General features: G+C 67.7%; 22 protein-coding genes and 4 tRNA genes. 15 read left to right on the top strand and 11 right to left on the bottom strand.

Features of this window, described 5'->3' with window-relative positions:
* Positions 1 to 23 precede the first annotated feature (23 nt).
* The gene (pdxY, locus tag KZC51_RS12005; RefSeq protein WP_247630190.1) at positions 24 to 875 is read left to right on the top strand and encodes a pyridoxal kinase PdxY; all 852 of its coding nucleotides are present in this window, start codon (positions 24 to 26) and stop codon (positions 873 to 875) included.
* Here pdxY and KZC51_RS12010 read toward each other — a convergent pair.
* The 4 genes from KZC51_RS12010 to KZC51_RS12025 form a co-directional block, all read right to left on the bottom strand.
* Complete coding sequence (locus tag KZC51_RS12010; RefSeq protein ID WP_247630646.1) at positions 853 to 1,395, bottom strand: HIT family protein; 543 nt, start codon at positions 1,393 to 1,395, stop codon at positions 853 to 855. The genes pdxY and KZC51_RS12010 overlap by 23 nt on opposite strands.
* 45 nt (positions 1,396 to 1,440) lie before the next feature.
* Positions 1,441 to 3,366 (bottom strand): threonine--tRNA ligase, encoded by a 1,926-nt coding sequence (thrS, locus tag KZC51_RS12015; protein ID WP_247630647.1) that lies wholly within the window; start codon positions 3,364 to 3,366, stop codon positions 1,441 to 1,443.
* Between the two features lie 170 nt (positions 3,367 to 3,536).
* Complete coding sequence (locus KZC51_RS12020) at positions 3,537 to 4,205, bottom strand: response regulator transcription factor (RefSeq protein WP_247630191.1); 669 nt, start codon at positions 4,203 to 4,205, stop codon at positions 3,537 to 3,539.
* Positions 4,202 to 5,365: a sensor histidine kinase gene (locus KZC51_RS12025; RefSeq protein WP_247630192.1), complete on the bottom strand. Its 1,164-nt coding sequence runs from the start codon at positions 5,363 to 5,365 to the stop codon at positions 4,202 to 4,204. The genes KZC51_RS12020 and KZC51_RS12025 overlap by 4 nt, the downstream gene beginning before the upstream one ends.
* A gap of 164 nt (positions 5,366 to 5,529) precedes the next feature.
* Between KZC51_RS12025 and KZC51_RS12030 the strand changes: the two genes are divergently transcribed.
* The 5 genes from KZC51_RS12030 (at position 5,530) to KZC51_RS12050 (ending at position 9,125) form a co-directional block, all read left to right on the top strand.
* Positions 5,530 to 6,480: an alpha/beta hydrolase gene (locus tag KZC51_RS12030; protein WP_247630193.1), complete on the top strand. Its 951-nt coding sequence runs from the start codon at positions 5,530 to 5,532 to the stop codon at positions 6,478 to 6,480.
* Positions 6,481 to 6,509: 29 nt separating this feature from the next.
* Positions 6,510 to 6,920, top strand: coding sequence for a DoxX family protein (locus KZC51_RS12035; protein ID WP_247630194.1), 411 nt, complete (start codon positions 6,510 to 6,512; stop codon positions 6,918 to 6,920).
* 37 nt (positions 6,921 to 6,957) lie between these two features.
* Entirely contained in the window at positions 6,958 to 8,310 is a 1,353-nt protein-coding gene (locus KZC51_RS12040) for a cryptochrome/photolyase family protein (protein ID WP_247630195.1), read from the top strand.
* 126 nt (positions 8,311 to 8,436) lie between these two features.
* The gene (locus KZC51_RS12045) at positions 8,437 to 8,763 is read left to right on the top strand and encodes a DUF7882 family protein (RefSeq protein WP_247630196.1); all 327 of its coding nucleotides are present in this window, start codon (positions 8,437 to 8,439) and stop codon (positions 8,761 to 8,763) included.
* Between the two features lie 65 nt (positions 8,764 to 8,828).
* A complete protein-coding gene (locus KZC51_RS12050) occupies positions 8,829 to 9,125 on the top strand; it encodes a DUF7882 family protein (protein ID WP_247630197.1) in 297 nt (98 codons plus the stop codon).
* 29 nt (positions 9,126 to 9,154) lie between these two features.
* Here KZC51_RS12050 and KZC51_RS12055 read toward each other — a convergent pair whose 3' ends face one another.
* The 4 genes from KZC51_RS12055 to KZC51_RS12070 all read right to left on the bottom strand — a co-directional run bounded on the left by KZC51_RS12055 (position 9,155) and on the right by KZC51_RS12070 (position 9,897).
* Positions 9,155 to 9,538, bottom strand: a complete 384-nt coding sequence (locus KZC51_RS12055; protein ID WP_247630198.1) for a hypothetical protein — start codon at positions 9,536 to 9,538, stop codon at positions 9,155 to 9,157.
* Between the two features lie 63 nt (positions 9,539 to 9,601).
* Positions 9,602 to 9,673, bottom strand: a tRNA-Val gene (locus KZC51_RS12060).
* Between the two features lie 26 nt (positions 9,674 to 9,699).
* Positions 9,700 to 9,770: transfer RNA gene (locus KZC51_RS12065), tRNA-Cys, on the bottom strand.
* Positions 9,771 to 9,824: 54 nt separating this feature from the next.
* Positions 9,825 to 9,897, bottom strand: a tRNA-Gly gene (locus tag KZC51_RS12070).
* A 152-nt stretch (positions 9,898 to 10,049) separates the two neighbouring features.
* Here KZC51_RS12070 and KZC51_RS12075 point away from each other — a divergent pair.
* Together KZC51_RS12075 and KZC51_RS12080 are read left to right on the top strand one after the other, a co-directional pair.
* A tRNA-Val gene (locus KZC51_RS12075) sits at positions 10,050 to 10,122 on the top strand.
* Between the two features lie 72 nt (positions 10,123 to 10,194).
* The gene (locus KZC51_RS12080; protein ID WP_247630199.1) at positions 10,195 to 10,629 is read left to right on the top strand and encodes a GIY-YIG nuclease family protein; all 435 of its coding nucleotides are present in this window, start codon (positions 10,195 to 10,197) and stop codon (positions 10,627 to 10,629) included.
* A 100-nt stretch (positions 10,630 to 10,729) separates the two neighbouring features.
* Here the strand turns inward: KZC51_RS12080 and KZC51_RS12085 are convergent, their stop codons facing one another.
* Positions 10,730 to 11,116 (bottom strand): SPW repeat domain-containing protein, encoded by a 387-nt coding sequence (locus KZC51_RS12085; RefSeq protein WP_247630200.1) that lies wholly within the window; start codon positions 11,114 to 11,116, stop codon positions 10,730 to 10,732.
* 227 nt (positions 11,117 to 11,343) lie between these two features.
* Here KZC51_RS12085 and KZC51_RS12090 point away from each other — a divergent pair, with 227 nt between their 5' ends.
* The 7 genes from KZC51_RS12090 (at position 11,344) to KZC51_RS12120 (ending at position 18,545) form a co-directional block, all read left to right on the top strand.
* Positions 11,344 to 12,402, top strand: a complete 1,059-nt coding sequence (locus KZC51_RS12090; RefSeq protein WP_247630201.1) for an ABC transporter substrate-binding protein — start codon at positions 11,344 to 11,346, stop codon at positions 12,400 to 12,402.
* A complete protein-coding gene (locus tag KZC51_RS12095) occupies positions 12,399 to 13,163 on the top strand; it encodes an ABC transporter ATP-binding protein (RefSeq protein ID WP_247630202.1) in 765 nt (254 codons plus the stop codon). The genes KZC51_RS12090 and KZC51_RS12095 overlap by 4 nt, the downstream gene beginning before the upstream one ends.
* On the top strand, positions 13,160 to 13,975 hold the full coding sequence (locus KZC51_RS12100) for an ABC transporter permease (RefSeq protein WP_247630203.1): 816 nt from the start codon (positions 13,160 to 13,162) through the stop codon (positions 13,973 to 13,975). The genes KZC51_RS12095 and KZC51_RS12100 overlap by 4 nt, the downstream gene beginning before the upstream one ends.
* Positions 13,976 to 13,985: 10 nt before the next feature.
* Positions 13,986 to 14,960: an Ldh family oxidoreductase gene (locus tag KZC51_RS12105; RefSeq protein ID WP_247630204.1), complete on the top strand. Its 975-nt coding sequence runs from the start codon at positions 13,986 to 13,988 to the stop codon at positions 14,958 to 14,960.
* The gene (locus KZC51_RS12110; protein WP_247630205.1) at positions 14,957 to 16,339 is read left to right on the top strand and encodes an acyl-CoA thioester hydrolase/BAAT C-terminal domain-containing protein; all 1,383 of its coding nucleotides are present in this window, start codon (positions 14,957 to 14,959) and stop codon (positions 16,337 to 16,339) included. Before KZC51_RS12105 ends, KZC51_RS12110 begins: the two co-directional genes overlap by 4 nt.
* A 2-nt stretch (positions 16,340 to 16,341) precedes the next feature.
* Positions 16,342 to 17,217, top strand: coding sequence for a DUF1684 domain-containing protein (locus KZC51_RS12115; protein ID WP_247630206.1), 876 nt, complete (start codon positions 16,342 to 16,344; stop codon positions 17,215 to 17,217).
* A 173-nt stretch (positions 17,218 to 17,390) separates the two neighbouring features.
* On the top strand, positions 17,391 to 18,545 hold the full coding sequence (locus KZC51_RS12120; RefSeq protein ID WP_247630207.1) for an N-acetyltransferase DgcN family protein: 1,155 nt from the start codon (positions 17,391 to 17,393) through the stop codon (positions 18,543 to 18,545).
* Here the strand turns inward: KZC51_RS12120 and KZC51_RS12125 are convergent.
* Both KZC51_RS12125 and KZC51_RS12130 read right to left on the bottom strand, forming a co-directional pair.
* Complete coding sequence (locus tag KZC51_RS12125; protein WP_247630208.1) at positions 18,511 to 19,089, bottom strand: type II toxin-antitoxin system PemK/MazF family toxin; 579 nt, start codon at positions 19,087 to 19,089, stop codon at positions 18,511 to 18,513. The two genes, KZC51_RS12120 and KZC51_RS12125, sit on opposite strands and share 35 nt — an antisense overlap.
* Before the next feature lie 20 nt (positions 19,090 to 19,109).
* Positions 19,110 to 20,348 carry an ammonium transporter gene (locus KZC51_RS12130; RefSeq protein WP_247630209.1) on the bottom strand — a complete coding sequence of 413 codons (1,239 nt, stop codon included), beginning with the start codon at positions 20,346 to 20,348 and terminating at the stop codon, positions 19,110 to 19,112.
* Positions 20,349 to 20,351: the final 3 nt, after the last annotated feature.

A 20,351-nucleotide genomic window follows, 5' to 3' on the forward strand; every position in this document is an offset into this window, starting at 1 on the left:
GCCCTGAATGAAAGGATCGGGAGATGAAGATCCTCTCCATCCAGTCCGCCGTCGCCTACGGCCATGTCGGGAACTCGGCAGCGGTCTTCCCGCTGCAGCGCATCGGGGTGGAGGTGCTCCCGGTCTACACCGTGAACTTCTCCAACCACACCGGCTACGGCGCCTGGCGCGGCCCTCTGATCGCTCCCGACGACGTGCGGGAGGTCATCACCGGTATCGAGGAGCGCGGGGTCTTCGGCCAGATCGACGCGATCCTCAGCGGCTACCAGGGCGGCGAGGGCATCGGCGATGTGATCATCGAGGCCGTCGCGAGGGTGAAGGCAGCGAACCCCGCGGCGCTCTACGCCTGCGACCCGGTGATGGGCAACGCCAAGTCCGGGTGCTTCGTCGCTCCCGCCATCCCGGTGCTGCTGCGCGAGAAAGTCGTGCCGGTGGCCGACATCATCACACCGAACCAGTTCGAGCTGGGCTTCCTCACCGACACCGAACCCGACACGCTGGAGTCCACCCTGGCCTCCGTCGATCTCGCGCATGCGATGGGCCCACGCACCGTCCTGGTGACCAGTGTCGAACGGCCCGATCGCGAAGAGGGCACGATCGAGATGCTGGCCGCCGACGAGCACGGCGCCTGGATCGTGCAGACCCCTCATCTGCCGATGAAGGCGAACGGCTCGGGCGACGTCACCGCGGCACTGTTCACCGCCCACTATGTCGAGACCGGCAGCGCGAAGACCGCACTCGAGCGCACCGCGTCGAGCGTGTACGACCTGCTCAAGGCCACGCTCGAATCAGGAGAGCGCGAGCTCCTCCTCGTCGAGGCGCAGGAATTCTACGCGAACCCGCAGATGCAGTTCACCGCGCGTCAGGTTCGCTAGGCCACGCGTTCGCCACGGCCTCCCGCACCTCACCGAGGAGCTGCGGGAGCGCCTTGGTCTTGGCGATGATCGGGAAGAAGTTCGCATCCGACGTCCACCGCGGCACGATGTGCTGGTGCAGATGCCCATCGACACCCGCGCCGGCGACCGCTCCCTGATTCATGCCCAGGTTGAAGCCGTCGCAGTGCGACACCTCGCGCAGCACACGCATGCCGATCTGGGTGAGCGCACCGATCTCGGCGACCTCCTCCGGCGTCGCCTGATCGTACGTGGCGATGTGCCGATACGGACACACCAGCAGATGACCCGAGTTGTACGGGAACAGATTCAGCAGCACGTAGGCCGTCTCGCCACGCGCGACGATCAGACGCTCGGCGTCCGGGTGCTTCGGGGCCTCGCAGAACGGGCACTCCTCGCGCAGCGGCTCGGGCCCCGCCTGGATGTACGCCATCCGATGCGGGGTCCACAGCCGCTGGAACTCGTCGGGCACACCGGCGAGATGGCCGGCGTCCTCGACCATCTCAGACACCGGCCGGTCCCTGAGCGAGCGGAGCGAGACGAAGGGTCACACCAGATCCCCTGCGGTCTGCACGAGCGCATGCGTGTCGATCGCCGCGCGGATGCGGGCCACGGCATCCGCGATCGGCACACCGTTCTCCTGCGTGCCGTCGCGGTAGCGGAACGAGACGGTGCCGGCAGCGCGGTCCTGTTCGCCGGCGATCAGCAGCAGCGGAACCTTGCCGGTCGTGTGCGTGCGGATCTTCTTCTGCATCCGGTCATCCGACGTGTCGAGCTCGGCGCGCACCCCGGAGTCCCGCAGCGTGCGGATGACATCGCCGAGGTAGTCGGCGAAGTCGTCTGCGACCGGGATGCCGACGACCTGCACCGGCGACAGCCACACCGGGAAGTCACCGGCGTAGTGCTCGAGCAGGATCGCGAAGAACCGTTCGATCGAGCCGAACAGCGCGCGGTGGATCATGATCGGACGCTTCTTCTGCCCGTCCTTGTCCATGAACTCGAGGTCGAAGCGCTCTGGCAGGTTGGGATCGACCTGCACGGTAGACAGCTGCCACGTGCGGCCGATCGCATCGCGCGTCTTCAGGTCGATCTTGGGTCCGTAGAACGCGGCCTCGCCCGGCACCTCGGTGAGCTTCAGCCCGGACGCGACGGCGACGCGGCGGAGAGCGTCGGTCGACGACTCCCAGAACTCGTCGGAGCCGATCCACTTCGATTTCTCGTCGTCCTTCATCGACAGCTCGAGCTCGAAATCGGTGAGGCCGAAGTCGCGGAGCATCGAGAGGATGAAATCGAGCACCTTCGCGACCTCGCCCTCCAGCTGGTCGGGCGTGACGAACAGGTGCGAGTCATCCTGAGTGAAGCCGCGCACACGGGTCAGTCCGTGCAGCGCACCGGAGAGCTCGTTGCGGTACACCGTGCCGTTCTCGGCGAAACGCAGCGGCAGGTCGCGGTAGCTGCGTGCACGTTCCTTGTAGATCAGGATGTGCATCGGGCAGTTCATGGGCTTGAGGTAGTAGTCCTGGCCCTGCTTGGTGATGTGGCCCTCGTCGTCGCGCTCCTCGTCCATGACGATCGGCGGGAACATGCCGTCCTTGTAGGTGACGAGGTGGTTCGAGGTGAGGAAGAGGTCCTCCTTCGAGATGTGCGGCGTGTACACGTAGGTGTAGCCGCCCTCGATGTGGCGCTTGCGCGCGTGCTGCTCCATCTCGCCGCGGATCATGCCACCGCGCGGGTGCCACACCGACAGTCCGGAACCGATCTCCTCGGGGAACGAGAACAGGTCGAGTTCCTTGCCCAGGCGACGGTGATCACGCTTGGCCGCCTCTTCGAGGCGGTGCTGATAGGCGCGCAGCTCGTCCTTGGTGGGCCAGGCCGTACCGTAGATGCGCTGCAGCTGCGGGTTCTTCTCACTGCCGCGCCAGTAGGCCGCGGCGATGCGCGTGAGGTCCCAGCCGTTGCCGATCATGCGCGTGTTGGGCAGGTGCGGTCCGCGGCAGAGGTCCTTCCAGACGACCTCGCCGTCGCGCGTGGTGTTGTCGTAGATCGTCAGCTCGCCCTCGCCGACCTCGACGGAAGCGCCCTCGGCGGCCTCCTTCCCGCCCTTCAGGCCGATCAGCTCGAGCTTGAACGGCTCGTCGGCGAGCTCGGCGCGGGCCTCGTCATCCGTGACGACGCGGCGCACGAAGCGCTGGCCCTCGCGGACGATACGCTGCATCTCCTTGGTGATCGCCTTGAGGTCATCCGGAGTGAACGGCGAGTCGACACCGAAGTCGTAGTAGAAGCCGTCGGTGATGGGAGGGCCGATGCCGAGGTTCGCCTGCGGGTTGATCCGCTGCACCGCCTGCGCCAGCACGTGTGCCGTCGAGTGGCGAAGGATGCTCAGTCCGTCGGGGCTGTCGATCGTGACCGCCTCGACCTCGTCGGTGTCGGTCACTGTGGTCGCGAGGTCCTTGAGAATGCCGTTGACGCGCATGGCGACGACGGATCGGTCAGAGAACAGGGCGAAGCCGTCTGTCGGCTGGGCGTTTTCAGGCACTGATCACTCCATCTGGGTCTGGAACTAGGCTACTCGCATGCCCGGGGCATCCTGACCGCTGCGGCACCGGTTCAACCCGCTGTTCGATCGCCGCTGATCACGAGTCCTCAGGCACCGGCGATGATGAGCCCGGATTCATAGGCGAGGATCACGAGCTGCGCACGGTCGCGCGCGTCGACCTTCGCCATGATGCGGTTCACATGCGTCTTGGCCGTGTGCGGTGAGATCGTGAGTTCCGCCGCGAGCTCCTGATTCGTGCGCCCGCCCGCGACGAGGAGGAGCACCTCCCGCTCCCGTGCCGTGAGCCGCGCGAGTACCTCGCCCTGCGCGGGGGACATCGTCGGAGCGGCCGCCCGCGTCGATCTCTCGATGAGAGCACGCGTAGCCGCGGATGACAGCAGCGCCTCCCCCGCATGGATGGTCCGGACGGCGTGCGCGATCTCGTCGGGCTCCGCACCCTTGCCGATGAAGCCGCTCGCGCCCGCCCGCAGCGCCGCCACCACGTACTCGTCTTCTTCGAAGGTGGTCAGGATCAGCACGCGCACCTGTCCACCGGGGTGCTCTGCGCAGATCGATGCGGTCGCGGCGATACCGTCCATCTCGGGCATCCGGATGTCCATCAGCACGACTTCGGGCTGGTGCGCGGCCACCATCTCGACAGCCTGGCGCCCATTGGCCGCTTCCGCGACCACCCGGAGTCCTCCGTCGGTCAGGATGTCGCGCACGGCCTGGCGCACCAGCGGCTGGTCGTCGACGACGAGCACGGCGATGCTCATCGGCTGCTCCGCTCTGTGGGTATCCGCACGGAGAGGACGAACCGTCCGCCCGCGTCGTCGGTGGAGACCTGTCCTCGGACCGCGGTGACGCGTTCGCGCAGGCCCCGGAGGCCGTGACCGCTCACCGCCCGGTCGGAGGGCGCCTCGCGCCGTGCGTTGACGAGCGTGAGCACGAGAGCATCGGCATCGGTGCCGATCGACACGAAGACAGCCGCGTCCGCACCGTGCTTGTGCGCGTTCGTCAGCCCCTCGAGTAGGGCGAGGTAGGCGACGTGATCGCTCGCTGGAGACAGCGCGACGGCGGTCCGCTCTCGATCTACCTCGACGTGCAGGCCGACAGCGGTGAACCGCGCGATGAGCGCGTCCAGTTCGGCGAGACCGCTCTGCGGGCGCAGTGATCGTGCGTCCTCCGCGTCATCCGCGTCATCCGCGCGGAGCAGCGCCATGAGCCCGCCGATATCGGTGAGGACCGTGCGTGACGCGCTGCGGATGGTGGTCAGCGCCTCGCGCGCACGCTCGGGTCTCGTCTCCAACGCCGACGACGCGACGCCGGCGTTCAGGCTGATCACCGAGATCTGGTGCGCGACGACATCGTGCAGATCGCGGGCGATGCGCACCCGCTCCTCGGCGACGCGACGACGCGCTTCCTCGTCGCGCCCCTGCTCTGCACGTTCCGCGCGCTCGGTGATGGCGGACACCACCTCCCGTCGAGACCGCGTGGCATCGCCGAGGGCGCCGCCGAGAAGAATGAGCACCACGAACTGGAACGCCGTGGAGTCGAACAGGTCGCCTCCCAGGGCGACGCCGTTCGAGAGGTAGGCGACAAGGGCCGCGCTCGCCACCGCGATCAGTCCGATGAGTCGGCCGCGTTGATCGACGACCGCGAACGCTCCGACCGCAGCGGCCACGAGTGCGCTCGGGGCGATGGTCCCGGCGGTGGCGATGAGGAGAGCGCACAGCAGGCTCACCGCGAGGGCGAGCAGCGGCCACTTCCGGCGAACAAGCATCACCCCGGCAGGGAGCAGTGCCGGAATCACGAGCAGTCCCCGCGCTCGATAGAGATCATCCGGGATCGGGAGCACCGCGAATGCCACGATCACCACGACGACGATCACATCTCGCACGCGGCGCGCGATCTCCGGGTCGCGTGAGGACAGCATCGTCCCAGTATTCCGCGGCGACCATCTCGACGGATCCCCCGCTGGGGTGAATCCGTGTACCGCGAACGCGGTAGAAGACTGTCAGCGCTGGTGCGACGCGGCGCCCGACCGCACCGACCACGCTGGAAGACAGGAGCGCACCGCGCGCTGCAAGAGAGGCACCTGTGAAGAAGTTCGCGAAGAGAGCAGTGTTCGTCCTGTCCGGTATCGCCGCCGTCCTGGCGGTCGGGTTGGCGACGACGACGCTCGTCAACGTCATGGCGAGCGGCGCCGAGGCGGATCAGATCGAGCCGTACGGGCAGCGCGTGACGGTGAACGGCCACGAGATGAACGTGCTCGTGACGGGGAGCGGCCCGGAGACGATCGTGCTCCTCCCGGGATACGGCACCGCATCACCCGTGCTCGACTTCGCACCGCTCGTCCACGATCTGGCTCAGGATCACCGGGTCGTCGTGGTCGAGCCGTTCGGCTACGGCCTGAGCGACGGCACAGACCGCCCTCGCACCACCGAGAACATCGTGACCGAGGTGCACGCCGCGCTGCAGGAGCTCGATATCGACCGGTACATCCTCGCGGGGCACTCCATCGCCGGGATCTACGGCATCGAGTACACGAACCGCTACCGCGACGAGGTGTCCGCGTTCGTCGGGATCGACACCAGCGTGCCGGGACAGCCGAACATGGACATCGTGTTCCCGATCGGGCTCCTGTCCGCCGCGAAGAACCTCGGCCTCATCCGAGTGGTCAAGGCGGTCGACGGGATCGGCTACGACGAGCCGGCATACACGGACGACGCCCGCGAGCAGATCATGCTGATCAGCAATCGCAACGCGCTCACGCCCACGATCCTCGATGAGATGGACCGCATCCGCACGAACTTCGCGGATGCGAAGGATGCACGCTTCCCCACGGATCTGCCCCTGCTGCTGTTCGTCGTGGCGCACAATGCCGTCACTCCGGAGTGGCTGTCACTGCACGAGTACCAGGCCGCCACCGTCAACGACGGCACCGTCATCCCGCTCGATGGCGAGCACTATCTGCACCACACCCACTCCCCCGAGATCGCCGACGGACTCCGCGCCTGGGAGCAGACGCGCACGACGGCGACCGAGTAGCGGATGCGGGGGCGAGGTAGCGTGAGCGGATGAGCAGAGCAATCGCACGGTGGGTCCTCGCCCTCGCTCTCGGCGCGATCGGCGTGTTCCACTTCGTCGGCACACGCGGGTTCCGGGTGGTGGTGCCGGACTGGGCGACCCGGATCACACGCCTGGACAAGAGCGACATCGTGATCGCCTCGGGGGCGGCCGAGATCGCGCTCGCCGCAGGGCTTCTCGCTCTTCCTCGGGAACGCCGACGCATCGGATGGGCGACCGCGGCGTTCTTCGTCGCCGTGCTGCCCGGCAACATCCACCAGTGGCGCACGCGGCGCTCGACGCCCGGGCTCGACACCGACGCCCGGCGCTTCGGACGCCTGTTCCTGCAGCCCGTGCTGGTCATCTGGGCTCTCTGGGCCACCGACGAACCGCCACGTCGCTCGACTCGTCGCAGACGGTGAACGGCACGACGTCGTCCGCCTCCGCGAGAATGGTGCCATGTCCTCCCCTACGATCGTCTGGTTCCGCGACGACCTCCGCCTCGCCGACAATCCAGCGCTGAGGGCGGCGATCGATCGAGGGGAACCCGTCATCGCACTGTTCGTGCTCGATGAGGAATCGCCCGGGATCCGCCCGCACGGCGGAGCTGCGCGCTGGTGGCTGCATCACTCCCTCGCCTCGCTGAGCGAGCGGTTGCAGGAGAAGGGTGCGACACTCGTGCTGCGCCGCGGCCCCGCCGGCAGGGTCGTGCGAGAGATCGCAGAGGAGAGCGGAGCCGGCGCGGTGGTCTGGAACCGTCGCTACGGTGGCCCCGAGCGCAAGATCGACGCGGAGCTGAAGACCGCGCTGCGTGCCGACGATGTCGAGGTCACCTCGTTCGCGGGCTCGCTGCTGCACGAGCCCTGGACCGTCACCACCGGCAGCGGCACGCACTACTCGGTCTTCACGCCGTTCTGGCGGGCCTGCCTCGCGCTGCCCGCCCCGCGCTCCCCGCTGCCGGAGCCGCAGAGGATCGACGGCGTCAGCGCGACTCCGTCCTCCGACGACCTCGACGACTGGGGCTTGCTGCCCACCCGACCCGACTGGGCGGCCGGGCTGCGCGAGACGTGGGAGCCCGGAGAGCCCGCGGCCCGTCGCCGGCTGAGAGCCTTCCTCGACGAGGATCTCCCTGCATACGACCGCACGCGTGACGAGCCGGCGGCCGGGGCGACCTCGCTGCTCTCGCCGCGGCTCCGCTGGGGCGAGCTCAGCCCGTTCACGGTGTGGGCCGAATCCGTCGACACCGAGGGCGCCGGCGGATTCCTGTCGGAGATCGGGTGGCGGGAGTTCGCGTGGCACACGCTCTTCCACTTCCCTGACCTCGCGACGAAGAACCTGCGAAGAGAGTTCGACGCCTTCCCCTGGCCCCGCCTGAAGCCGAGCCACCTGGAGGCCTGGCAGCGCGGAGACACCGGCGTGAGACTCGTGGACGCGGGGATGCGGGAGCTCTGGCGCACCGGTTTCATGCACAACCGCGTGCGGATGGTCACCGCGTCGTTCCTCATCAAGAACCTGCTGATCGACTGGCGCCGTGGCGAGGAGTGGTTCTGGGACACGCTCGTCGACGCCGATGGGGCGAGCAACCCGTTCAACTGGCAGTGGGTGGCGGGCTCCGGTGCGGACGCCGCCCCCTATTTCCGCATCTTCAATCCCGAGCTGCAGGCCAAGAAGTTCGACCCTCAGGGGCTGTACGTGACGCAGTGGACCGGAGACGCACTCGCGCAGGAACCGATCGTCGACCTCGGCGAGACGCGCAAGGCCGCGCTCGCCGCCTATGACGTGGTGAAGAGGACGCCGCGCGGCCGAGAGTGAGCCGCGCCTGGACGAGCGCGCGGGCGCTCCCACCACCCTGCCTGAGGGGTCATCCGTGTCGCCGCACCCGCTGTTCCCCGCCTGTGCGGTCGTCCTAGCACCGCGGAGGACAGTATGGTTACGAATATGGGCACTTTGAACTACGGCGTCGGCACTGAGCCCATCCACATCGAGGACCGCGCACTCGCGCACCTCAAGATCGTCATCGCCACCAAGCTGCGCCGCAACGAGAGCTTCACTCTCTCCTGGAAGCATCCCGAGGGCGATACACCCGGCCGTTCGACCATCTGGGTGCACCCGTCCATCCCCCTGCGATTCACGTTCGACGACCCGGAGCCCCCGGAGATCAACATGAAGTGGATCGAAGAGCTGATGCACTCGGCGAACTCCACCGGCGGGATCCTCCTGGTGGACGAGGTGATCGATATGACGGCTGAGCCAGCCGTCATCTAGGCGAGCGCCAGCGCTCGCGTCAAGCCCCTGTCCGCGCCCGGCACGGCCTCCTAGTGTCCTCTCTCATGGGAACACTCGAGTACAACAGCTCTCGTCCGCCGATCGAGATCGATGACGTGACCCTGGCGCACCTGAAGATCGTCATCGCGACGAAGCTGCGCCGGCAGGAGAGCTTCATGATGACGTGGCTCCCCGGCGACAAGAACCCCGTCGGGCGTCTCACGGCCTGGGTCCACCCCAGCATCCCGCTCATCCTGTCGTTCGACGAGCCGAAGGTCGCGCCGATCGATGCGGCACGGATCGCCCGCATGATGGAGAGCCTGAACGCCCACGGCGAGCTGCTGATCGACCAGATGGCGTGACTCTTCGCCCTGTCGCGCCCGCAGGCGGATCAGACGGCTCGGATCGCGCGTACCGCGACCGCCTGACTGACGGCGAAGAGGAACACCTCGACGGCGATCGCGAGCACGACCAGGACCACGAGAGAACCTACGGCGACCGACGATGCGGCGGCGATCAACACGGCCGCGACGATGTTCACGGCCATGACGAACCGGAGCGCTGACTCCAGACGCAGACGCGATGTCATCCACGCGACAGCACAGGCCCAGAGCGCGACGACGATTCCCGTCGCCATCAGCACGGGCCCAGGCAGTCGCACGACGGTGGAGATCAGTGGCGCGGTCGCCGCGATGAGCACGCCGAGGATCAGGCAGTAGGCAGCATCGAGCCTGAGGCTCCAGGTGCCGAGTCGGTGCCCTTGCAATCGAGACATGCCACCAGTCTCCCCGATCGCACCGGGAACGAAAAAACCCCCGGAGAACCGGGGGTTTGTCTGTGCGCGATACTGGGATCGAACCAGTGACCTCTTCCGTGTCAGGGAAGCGCGCTACCGCTGCGCCAATCGCGCCTATGAAGGCTGTTCAGTTGTGTGCGAGGTGGCGACGGGATTCGAACCCGTGTAAACGGCTTTGCAGGCCGGTGCCTAGCCGCTCGGCCACGCCACCGTGTGGATTGACCCCACGCGTAAAGAGCCTTCCGAAGAAGACCCTCTACACTCGAGCGGATGACGAGACTCGAACTCGCGACCCCAACCTTGGCAAGGTTGTGCGCTACCAACTGCGCTACATCCGCATTTCGTTCCCGGTTGTCCCGGGCACTCATGAAACATTAGCCGATGATCGGCCGGTGTCAAAACCCGAAGCGAATCTCGCGCGTGTCTCGCCGGATGGTCGTCGGGGCCACGTCGGGTCGGGTAGTATCGGTTGTCGAGCCTCACAGCTCATGGGCGATTGGCGCAGTTGGTAGCGCGCTTCCTTCACACGGAAGAGGTCATCGGTTCGAGTCCGGTATCGCCCACCGTTCAGAAGCCCTCGATACGTCGGGGGCTTCTTTCGTCTCCCTGTCTGTGGCGGCGCGTAGATTCACGCCATGGACTCGACCGACGCCCTCCCCGGCCCGTGCCTCCTCTGCGCGAGCCTGACCGGCACGCGCGTCGACCAGGCCTGGCTCTGTGCCGTGTGCGGATGGCGGTACGGAGATGTGCCGGATGATGGCCTTCCACTCCCCCGAGTGGATGTCGTCTATTACCTCCGGTTCGATCGACGGGTCAAGATCGGAACGAGCCACAGGCCACGACAGCGGCTCAAGGCCATCCGGCACGACGAGCTGCTCGCGTTCGAACGCGGGGACAGAGCCCTGGAGCGCCGCCGCCACAAGGAGTTCGCGGCTCTTCGCGAGGGCGGCGAGTGGTTCACGCTCACTCCGACCGTCGAAACGCACGTCGCCGGTCTTCGGGCGGCGGGCGAGCCCTGGAGTCTCTACGCACGATGGTTCAGTGAGGCGCTGCAGCACACGTCGTCATGACCGAGTCGGGCCGCTGCTCCCGAGGAGAACAGCGGCCCGACTCATGTCATCACAGGATCTGAGGAGTCTCACGAGACAGCGTGACCTCCCGGGGTACGGCTCACGCGGTGGCGGCCCTGGTGCGCGACGGCGCCGGCTGAGGCTGCGAGAACAGCACGACGACGATCACGGCGGCGCCGACCACGACGTGGGGCAGCCAGACGTTCAGCGCTTCGCCGGAGAAGCCGAAAATCCAGGGCGACAGAGCCAGGAAGAGGCTCGCGACGATGTCGAAGACGAGGTGGACGGGCATCGGGATGAACCCGAAGGGACCCCATTCGTACCTCGTGAACAGGCTGTACACGATGAGACCGACGCCCAGGACGATCGGGATGACGACGGCCGGACCACCCATGCCGGCGAAGCCGAACAGCCACGGTGCGGCGATGAGCGCGATGCCCACGATGTAGTCGAGTGCACCGTGGACCTTTGTGGGGATGAAACGCATGATTCCTCCTTGTGCTTCGCCGCGGTTGCGGCTCGACTTTGGTTCGGCACCCGCCCCGGAACGGATTGCCGGATCTCGCGCGAACGCACTCGAAAGGTGCCGAGAACCTGCCTCTCCTCACAGTCGTGTCACAGTGTGACACCGTGGTATCCCAAAATATCGGTGGATCGATAGGTTCGAAGGACCCGTGCTTACCCGCGCACGACACCCGACCTCAGGAGCAAGACATGTCCTCTCGCCGCCGTGCCCTCGCGGGCGCATCCCTCCTCCTCGCCAGCACGCTGCTGGTCTCCGCCTGCACCTCGACCGGAGCCGGCGAAGCGACCGACACGGCCGAAGACGCACCGCCCATCACCTTCCTGTATTCCCCTTATGCGGACTACGCACCGTTCTTCCTCGCCGAGGAGAAGGGCTACTTCGAAGACGCCGGTGTCGACGTCGAACTCGTCGCCAAGGGCGGCAGCTCCGGTGAGACTTACCAGCAGGTCAGCACGGGCAACATCACCGCCGGTGGTGCCACCTGGGGCGCCGGCCTGTTCAACGCCACCAAGTCGGGCGCGTCGATCTCCGTCATCGCGAGCGTCTCGCGCATCCCGGAGTCAGGCCCGAACCCGTCTCCCCTGCTCGCCTCCGACGCCTCGGGCATCACCGACGCCGCCGATCTCAAGGGCAAGAAGATCGGCATCCCCGGCGACGGCGGCTTCGGCATCTACTCGGTCGCCCTGGCTCTGGAGTCCGTCGGCCTCTCCGTCGCCGACGTGGAGCTGGTGAACCTCAGCCCCGGCGACATCCCGGCCGCGCTCGCGAACGGCTCGGTCGAGGCCAGCTGGTCCATCGAACCGATCTCCTCCGCGGTGATCGCACAGGGCATCGGACACGAGCTGCTCGGCATCGACTACCAGGCCGGCGTCGAGCTGGGCGCGATGGTCTTCAACACCGAGTACGTCGACAAGCACCCGGCCGCCGTCACCGCTTTCACCGCCGCGTACCTCAAGGCCGTGAAGGAGCTCGAGGACGGCGGATGGCAGGATGCCGCCACCCAGGAGATCATCGCGGAGTACACCGACCTCCCCGTCGAGACCCTGACCTCCATCGCACTCACCACCCAGGACCCGAGCGGGGCTATCGATTGGGAGGACGTCGCCCGTCAGGAGCAGTTCTTCCGTGACCGCGACGCTCTCGAGTTCGACGGCGACTCCGGCATCCAGGACATCTACCGCGACGACATCCTGAGCGACGCGATCGCCCTCGTCGACAGCGGCGACCTGGCACCCGCCGGGAAATGAGCGGACTCAGCGTCAAGGGGCTCTGGAAGGCGTATCCGAACGCTGACCGCAAGGATGAGCTCCTGGTGGCATTGGAAGACATCGATCTGGAGATCGCGGACAACGAGTTCGTCTGCGTCCTCGGGCCCTCGGGTTGCGGCAAGAGCACTCTGCTCCGCATCGCCGCCGGCCTCGAGAAGCCGAGCCTCGGGACGATCGAGACCTCGAGCCGCCCCTCCGTGGTGTTCCAGGAGCACGGCGTCTTCCCCTGGCTGACGGTCGCGCAGAACATCGGCTATCCCCTGAAGCTGCGCGGCCTGTCGCGCGCGCAGCGGAACGAGCGCGTGGAGCAGCTCCTCGACCTCGTGGGACTGTCGGAGTTCGGCGGCTACTTCCCCGCGCAGATCTCCGGTGGCATGCGCCAGCGCACTTCGGTGGCGCGCGCCCTCGCGGACGACGGTGACCTGCTGCTCATGGACGAGCCCTTCGGCGCGCTCGATGAGCAGACGCGCGTGGCTCTCCAGCAGGAACTCCTGCAGATCTGGGAGCGCACCTCGAAGGCGGTGATGTTCATCACCCACAGCGTCGACGAGGCGCTCATGCTCGCCGACCGCGTGGTCGTGATGTCGCATCGTCCCGGTCGCATCATCGACGACATCGCGGTGCCGTTCGGGCGACCGCGCGACATCGCCGGGCTCCGGAGGGACCCGCGCTACGGCGAGATCACGGAGCGGTTGTGGACTCTGCTGGAACAGGGAACGGAACAGGAGGTGGCGTCGTGACCGCGATCGCCGATCCCGCCATCGAACGGCAGCTCAGAGATGCGGTCAAGGCCGAGCGCGGCTCGGTGTGGGTCCGTCGGCTCGGGCCGTACACCCCGCTGCTCATCCTGCTGGTCTGGGAGATCTGCAGCAGAACGGGCGTGCTCGATGCGCGCTTCTTCCCCGCTCCGAGCTCGATCGTGGAGACGTTCTTCGAGCTGCTGGTTTCGGGAGTCCTCCTCGAGAACATCAGCATCACGCTGTCACGCATCGCCATCGGGTTCGTGATGGGCGCGGTCCCGGGGATCATCCTCGGCGTCCTGCTCGGCTCGGTGCGCACCCTGCGCCTGCTGCTGGACCCCATCTTCTCGAGTCTGCTCCCGGTGCCGAAGGTCGCGATCTTCCCGCTGCTTCTGCTGATCTTCGGCCTCGGAGAGACGAGCAAGTACGTCATCGTCGCGATCGGCGTGTTCTTCTATCTTCTGTTCAACACGCTCAGCGGCGTCATGCAGACGCCGCCACTGCTCAACGACGTCGCGAACGCGAACGGCGCCACCCGTCTGCAGCGCTGGATGACCGTGTCGTTCCCATACGCGTTGCCCTCCATTTTCACCGGCATCAAGCTGGCGACCGGAGGAGCGTTCGTCATCATCGCAGCGTCGGAGTTCGTCGGCGCAAACAGTGGCCTCGGCTACATGATCTGGAGCTCCTGGGGCACCTTCGCCGTCTCGAAGATGTACGTCGGCATCGTCACGATCTCGGTGCTGGGCTATGCAGCCACCTGGCTGTGGGCACTCCTCGAACGTCGTGTCGTGCCGTGGGTCAAGTACTGAACGGAGCATCATGAGGGTCACCACCGCCCGTCTCCTCTCCGATCTCCGCCGGACGCTGCACTCGGCGGCGCCCGCAGCCGATGCGGAGGATGTCGCACTCGCCGCGCTCTGGCTCGTGCAGGCCGAGCAGCTGGGTCTCGGCCAGTTCGGGATCACGATGCTGGTCCGCGAGCTCGACCGCCTCGGCGCGGACGAGGGTGCGCCCCCGCTGAACGTCGCGGACGACGCACCGATCGGATCGATCGACGCCACTGCCGTCCCCGGTGTGGTCGCGCTCGCGTCTGCGGTCCGCCGCGTCTCCGCCGGCGTCACCGCGCACGGTCTGGCGCTCGTGGGTATTCGCGGGGCCGGGGCACTCGGTGTCCTCGGTCTCGCCGCCCGCACGCTCGCGTCACGAGGTACGGTCGCCCTCGTCGCCGCCCAGTCGCCCGCGGCTGTGGCTCCCTGGGGTGCGCGGGCTGCCGCGATCGGCACCAACCCGTTGGCGATCGCGGTCCCGCGCGCGGAGGGCACTCCCCTCGTGGTCGACTACGCGACGTCGTCGCTCACACTCGCCGCGGTGCACGAGGCACGACGCACCGGTGCTCAACTCCCCGAGCGCAGCGCGCTGGATGCCGCCGGAGAGCCGACCACCGATCCGGCTGCCGTGGCCGCCGTGCTCCCCACCGGGCTGGTCGGTTCGTTGACCGGACTGGTCGTCGAACTGCTGGCGGGCGTCGCGGTGGGAGGACGCGTCACCGATCCGGATGCACGGATGACCCGTGGCGCCGTGATCGTGGCCTTCGAGCCGGCGCGGGCCGGCGGCACCGACACGGAAGCGGCCGCCGCCGCGCTCGACCGCGACTGGCGCGCGGCGGGAGGACACCTCCCCGCCCGTTTCGACGTGCTCGGCGACGGGAAGGACGACCTGCCCGACACACTCGACATCGACGACGATGCCGCCGCGTGGCTGTCCGACCGAGTCGCAGGAAGCCCGCCAGCATGAGCAGCCCCCGTCCATCGTTCTCACTGAGCGTCACCCCGCTGGTCGGCCCTCTGTCGGAGCGCCGCGAGCTCCGTGTGAGGGGTGCAGTCCCCGGCTCACTGGTCACCGTGCGCGCCGTCACACCCCGCGACGGAGGCGACTGGGCTGCCCAGGCGACCTTCCTCGCGGATCGCGAAGGCACTGTCGATGCGGCGGCCCACCCTCCCGTCTCCGGCGACTATCGCGTCGCCGATGCGATGGGCCTGCTCTGGTCGCAGCGCCGCGAGCCGGGCACGACCGGGTCGGCAGAGCCGTCCGACGTCGATGCGCCCATCGTCACGACGGTCACCGCATGGAGTGAGCCGGGCACCGGTCATCTCGACGTCGACGCCGAGGGCGCGGTGGCCGCTCACGACTCCGTCGACGTCGTGCAGTGGCTCCGCGCCGACGACGTCTCGCGCACGGAGATCCGCGCGGACGGCCTCGTGGGCACTCTCTTCCGCCCCGCGCTCTCCGGCTCCCTGCCCACGGTCATCGTGCTGAACGGCTCGGGTGGTGGTATCAACGAGGCGCGTGCCGCGCAGTATGCCTCGCGCGGCATTCAAGCGTTGGCTCTCGGTTACTTCCGCGCCTCCGGCCTCCCCGACCACATCTCTCGAACCCCGCTCGAGTACTTCGAGCGCGCGCTGCGATACGTCGCGGTCGAGCTCGATCCGGCGGGCGGCCGCGCGATCGTCAGCGGACAGTCGCGCGGCGGCGAGCTGTCGCTGCTGCTCGCCGCGACCTTTCCGGATCTGGTGCTCGCGAGCGTGCCGTTCGTGCCCGGCGCGTTCGTCTTCGGCGCTCAGGGCGCCGCCGACCCCGCCGAGGGCTGGAGCGGACCGACCTGGACTCGTGACGGGAAGCCTCTGGAGCACCTCTGGCACGACAACGCCGGGGTGACCTGGCAGCCCTGGAACGACGAACCTCCGCCCACACGACACCGTGATGTCTACATCGACGGGCTGCATGATCGCGAGCTGGCGCGCGCGTCTCGCATCCCGATCGAGAACTTCGCCGGACCGGTGCTGTGCGTCTCCGGACTCGATGACCGCGCCTGGCCGTCCAGCATGGCCTCCCGTATCGTCCTCGACACGCTCGAGCGGCATGGTCACACCGCGGAGCGCCTCCACCTCGACTATGCGGACGCCGGTCACGGCATCACCCTCCCGCACCTCCCCAGCACCGATATCGAGCGCACGCATCCGGTCTCCGGCGTGCGCTACTCGAACGGCGGCACCCCGCGCGGCATCGCCGCCGCCAGCGCCGACTCGTTCGAGCAGGTCTGCGCATTCATCCACCGCACGGCCGTCCCGGCATCCGCCGAGGGTCGGACCATCCCCCGAAACGAAGGACGGTAGTCATGCCCGCGAACGAGCACCTCGAAGGCCAGTGGCGGGAGTGGCGTCATGCCAGGCTCGCAGAGCTCACGCGCCCCTACGGGTGGACGGCTCTGGTCGCCCAGCACTGGTTGCGCGACGGCGACACCGGGCTCGAGCTCGAGGGGCTGCCCGGCACCTGGGGTGTATCGGACGGCAAGGTCCTCTACACGCCGCCGGCCGAGGGGCCGAATCTCGTCGTCGACGGGGAGTACGCCACGGCAACCGTCGAGATCGTCCCCGGTCGGAATCAGACCTACGGGCACGGGCGCAGCGTCCCCGTGTATTTCGGCCTCTGCGAGGTCGAGACGATCCCCCGCACGACCGATGACGGCGACCGCATCTTCGCGGTGCGCGTGCGCGACCCGCGCGAATCCGCCCGCAAGGACTTCTCCGGTCTCAGCGCCTACGACTACGACCCGTCGTGGCGCATTCCTGCGCGCTTCACCCCGGCCGTCCGCGAGGACGTGGAGCAGGTCACCGTCGAGACCGGCGTGCGCGAGACGACCGCGCGCATCGGGACGCTCACCTTCGAGCACGGGGGGCGGAGCTACGAACTCGCGCTGATCGGCAAGGATGCGGCCTACGGTGTGCAGCCGGTCGCGCATATCCGCGACCTCACGAGCGCGAAGACGACCTACGGGGCGGGGCGTGTCGTCGAGCTGCAGTTCAGCGACGAGTCGGGCGAACGCATCGACCACATCGACTTCAACTACCTGACCGCCCTCCCCTGCGCATTTACGAACTTCGTCACCTGCCCGCTTCCTCCCAGCCAGAACCACCTGGACTTCGAGGTACTCGCCGGAGAGAAGAAGCCCGAGGTCGCGATCGATCGCGTGCTCACGTTCCAGAGCAGCTGAGCTCTCGCCGGGAACGTGGTCGCACGCTCGCGGCCCGGTCCCAGGTGGCACTGCTACGGTGAGCACGTCGGCATCTTGCCGGCGTCAGGGAAGACTTCTTGTCGACCAACGGGCCTCTCGGCCATTTCGTTCTCCGTCGCCTCCTCTGTGCGAGTGCGAGGAGCGTCCTGCCCGTGTCATCTCTACCCCGTTCGATCGACCCTGCCGCGCGCGAGTGGGCCGCGCCGATCGCTCTCCCCCTCGGCACCTCGGCCATCGTCTACTGCGAAGGCCAGTTCGGCGAACAGGATGGCAAGACCGCCAACGGCCTCGTGCGACACTCCGAGAAGTACGAGATCCTCAGCGTCATCGACACCACGCACGCCGGCGCGGACGCCGGGATGGTGTTGGACGGCACCGCCACGGGAATCCCGATCCTCGACGGCCTCGCCTCGGCGATCGCGCACGCCGGGCACGTTCCGGACTACCTGATCTGCGGCGTCGCCCCTGCCGACGGGCTGCTCTCGGAAGACCAGCGCACCGTACTGCTCGACGGCATCTCGCGGGGAATGCACATCATCAACGGACTCCACGAGTTCCTGACCGACGATGCCGAGTTCGTCGCCGCGAGCCTCCTCGCCGGCGTCACCATCACCGACATCCGCCGCCCCAAGGAGAAAAAGGATCTGCACCTGTTCTCCGGTCGGATCTTCGACGTCACCTGCCCGCGCATCACCGTTCTCGGTACCGACGGCGCGATCGGCAAACGCACGACCTCGACCCTTCTCGTCCGCGCGCTCAACGAGCGGGGCATCCATGCCGTGATGGTCGGCACCGGACAGACCACGATCATCCAGGGCGGCAAGTACGGTGTGGCGCTCGACGCCCTCGTGCCGCAGTTCTGCTCCGGCGAGGTCGAGAACCAGGTCGTCGCCGCGTTCGAGGGTGAACATCCCGACGTGATCATCGTCGAGGGCCAGGGGGCGCTCAGTCATCCCGCGTACATCACCTCGGCCCATATCCTCCGCGGAAGTCAGCCGGCCGCTGTGATCGTGCAGCACGCACCAGGGCGCCGTGTGCTCGGAGACTTCCCGATGGTCGACATGCCGACCGTCACGAGCGAGATCGCGCTGATCGAGGCGTTCGCCGACACCCGAGTGATCGGGGTCACGGTGAACCATGAGAACCTCTCGACGCAGCAGCTGGCGGACGCGATCGACGAGATCGAGGTAGACACCGGACTCCCGGCCACTGATCCCCTGACCCGGCCGCTGTCCGACCTCGTCGACATGGTGCTTCAGGCGTTCCCGGCGCTCACTCCGCTCCCCGCCACCCGTAGCGCCGCGTGAGTGCCGCCCCGACGCGGTCGTAGCGTCGACGATCGAGGACCGCGGCCTCGCGCCGGAGTCCTCGTTCGTGCACGCTGTACAGCTGTTCGATGTCGACCCACGATTCACGCCCCTGCGAGTCCCAAGCGCCGGTCCCGATCGAGAGGTAGTCCCGCTCGCCGTCGTGCGGCTTGCTGGTCATCCGCACCGCATAGACGCGATCGGCGGACTCCCGCCCGATCACCAGGACGGGCCGGTCCTTGCCACGACCGTCGTTCTCCTCGTAGGGCACCCAGGTCCAGATGATCTCCCCGGCGTCCGGCGCCCCGTCGCGGTCGGGCGCGTAGGCGATCCGCAGCGCGCGGATGCGGTCGGGATCGACGCGGATGGTGTCGATCCCCGCTCTGCGCCCGGTGTCGGTACCCGAGCGGGACTCGCCACGCGGTTCTGTGCGCAGACGCGCAGTCGGGCGCCTCGGAGCTGATGTCCGAGACGCCCGATTCGATCCCAGTGCTGTGCGCAGGATCTCCGCAAGAGTGGAGAGGATGCCGTTGGAAGAACTCACACGGTCACCCTAACCGCCCCTCATGCATCCGCGAGTGCGTATCCCTCTTCACCGTGGACGACCTGGTCGACACCGGCGATCTCGTCCTCGTTCGTGATGCGGAAGCCGATCGTCTTCTCGATCGCGAAGCCGATGATGAAGGCGACCACGAAGGAGTACAGCAGCACACCGAGTGCGGCAATCAGCTGGACGGCGAGCTGGCGGGCGTCGCCACCGACGAACAGGCCGGTGCCAGTGGCGAAGAAGCCGAGGTACAGAGTTCCGATGAGGCCACCCACGAGGTGGATGCCGACCACGTCGAGCGAGTCGTCGAAGCCGAGGCGGAATTTCAGCTCCACCGCGAGAGCGCAGACGACACCGGCGACCGCCCCCAGCAGCAGCGACCAGCCGGGCGTCAGGTTGGCGCAGGCGGGAGTGATGGCGACCAGACCGGCGACCGCACCGGATGCGGCGCCGACCGACGTGGCCTTGCCGTCCTTGATGCGCTCGATGAGGATCCAGCCGAGGATCGCCGCAGCCGTGGCGCCGAGGGTGTTCAGGCCGATGAGTCCGACACCGCCCATGTCCTCTGCGAGCCACTCGGCGCCGGCGTTGAAGCCGAACCAGCCGAACCACAGCAGCGCGGCGCCGAGGAGCGTCAGAGGCACGTTGTGCGGCTTGAGGATGCCCTTCTGGAATCCGATGCGCTTGCCGAGGACGAGCGCCAGGGCGAGGGCGGCAGCACCCGCGTTGATGTGCACCGCAGTACCACCGGCGTAGTCGATGACGCCGATTCCGCTGTCCTCACCGAAGAGTGTGGTGCCGAGGTTCATGATCCAACCGCCGCCCCAGACCCAGGCCGCGACCGGGAAGTAGCCGACCGTGGCGAAGACGCCGGCGAAGATCAGCCAGCTGCCGAACTTCGCACGGTCGGCGATGGCGCCGGAGATCAGCGCGACGGTGATGATGGCGAAGGTCGCACCGTAGGCGACGCCGAGCAGCGCCACGTTGGAGTCCTCACCGGCGGCGAGGTTCGCCAGTCCGAAGTCGGCGAACGGGTTGCCGGCGAAGGCGGTCGGGCTGTCGACGGCGCTCATCGAGTAGCCGAAGAGAATCCACAGCACGGCGACAAGGCCGATCGAGCCGAAGCTCATCATCATCATGCTGACGACGCTCTTCGCCTTGACGAGACCGCCGTAGAAGAAGGCGACGCCGGGCGTCATGAGCAGAACCAGCGCTGTCGCGGTGATCGCCCACGAGATGTTGCCGGGAGCATCCATAGG

Origin of the sequence: Microbacterium croceum, assembly GCF_023091245.1 — a bacterium.
GTDB classification, from domain to species: Bacteria; Actinomycetota; Actinomycetes; order Actinomycetales; family Microbacteriaceae; genus Microbacterium; species Microbacterium croceum.

Coding starts and splice junctions, on each gene's coding strand:
- KZC51_RS12130 (WP_247630209.1), bottom strand. CDS start 20,348: ATGGATGCTCCCGGCAACATCTCGTGGGCGATCACCGCGACAGCGCTG.
- KZC51_RS12045 (WP_247630196.1), top strand. CDS start 8,437: ATGGGCACTTTGAACTACGGCGTCGGCACTGAGCCCATCCACATCGAG.
- KZC51_RS12110 (WP_247630205.1), top strand. CDS start 14,957: ATGAGCAGCCCCCGTCCATCGTTCTCACTGAGCGTCACCCCGCTGGTC.
- KZC51_RS12085 (WP_247630200.1), bottom strand. CDS start 11,116: ATGCGTTTCATCCCCACAAAGGTCCACGGTGCACTCGACTACATCGTG.
- KZC51_RS12020 (WP_247630191.1), bottom strand. CDS start 4,205: ATGAGCATCGCCGTGCTCGTCGTCGACGACCAGCCGCTGGTGCGCCAG.
- pdxY (WP_247630190.1), top strand. CDS start 24: ATGAAGATCCTCTCCATCCAGTCCGCCGTCGCCTACGGCCATGTCGGG.
- KZC51_RS12050 (WP_247630197.1), top strand. CDS start 8,829: ATGGGAACACTCGAGTACAACAGCTCTCGTCCGCCGATCGAGATCGAT.
- KZC51_RS12040 (WP_247630195.1), top strand. CDS start 6,958: ATGTCCTCCCCTACGATCGTCTGGTTCCGCGACGACCTCCGCCTCGCC.
- KZC51_RS12090 (WP_247630201.1), top strand. CDS start 11,344: ATGTCCTCTCGCCGCCGTGCCCTCGCGGGCGCATCCCTCCTCCTCGCC.
- thrS (WP_247630647.1), bottom strand. CDS start 3,366: ATGCGCGTCAACGGCATTCTCAAGGACCTCGCGACCACAGTGACCGAC.
- KZC51_RS12055 (WP_247630198.1), bottom strand. CDS start 9,538: ATGTCTCGATTGCAAGGGCACCGACTCGGCACCTGGAGCCTCAGGCTC.
- KZC51_RS12010 (WP_247630646.1), bottom strand. CDS start 1,395: ATGGTCGAGGACGCCGGCCATCTCGCCGGTGTGCCCGACGAGTTCCAG.
- KZC51_RS12095 (WP_247630202.1), top strand. CDS start 12,399: ATGAGCGGACTCAGCGTCAAGGGGCTCTGGAAGGCGTATCCGAACGCT.
- KZC51_RS12115 (WP_247630206.1), top strand. CDS start 16,342: ATGCCCGCGAACGAGCACCTCGAAGGCCAGTGGCGGGAGTGGCGTCAT.
- KZC51_RS12025 (WP_247630192.1), bottom strand. CDS start 5,365: ATGCTGTCCTCACGCGACCCGGAGATCGCGCGCCGCGTGCGAGATGTG.
- KZC51_RS12080 (WP_247630199.1), top strand. CDS start 10,195: ATGGACTCGACCGACGCCCTCCCCGGCCCGTGCCTCCTCTGCGCGAGC.
- KZC51_RS12035 (WP_247630194.1), top strand. CDS start 6,510: ATGAGCAGAGCAATCGCACGGTGGGTCCTCGCCCTCGCTCTCGGCGCG.
- KZC51_RS12105 (WP_247630204.1), top strand. CDS start 13,986: ATGAGGGTCACCACCGCCCGTCTCCTCTCCGATCTCCGCCGGACGCTG.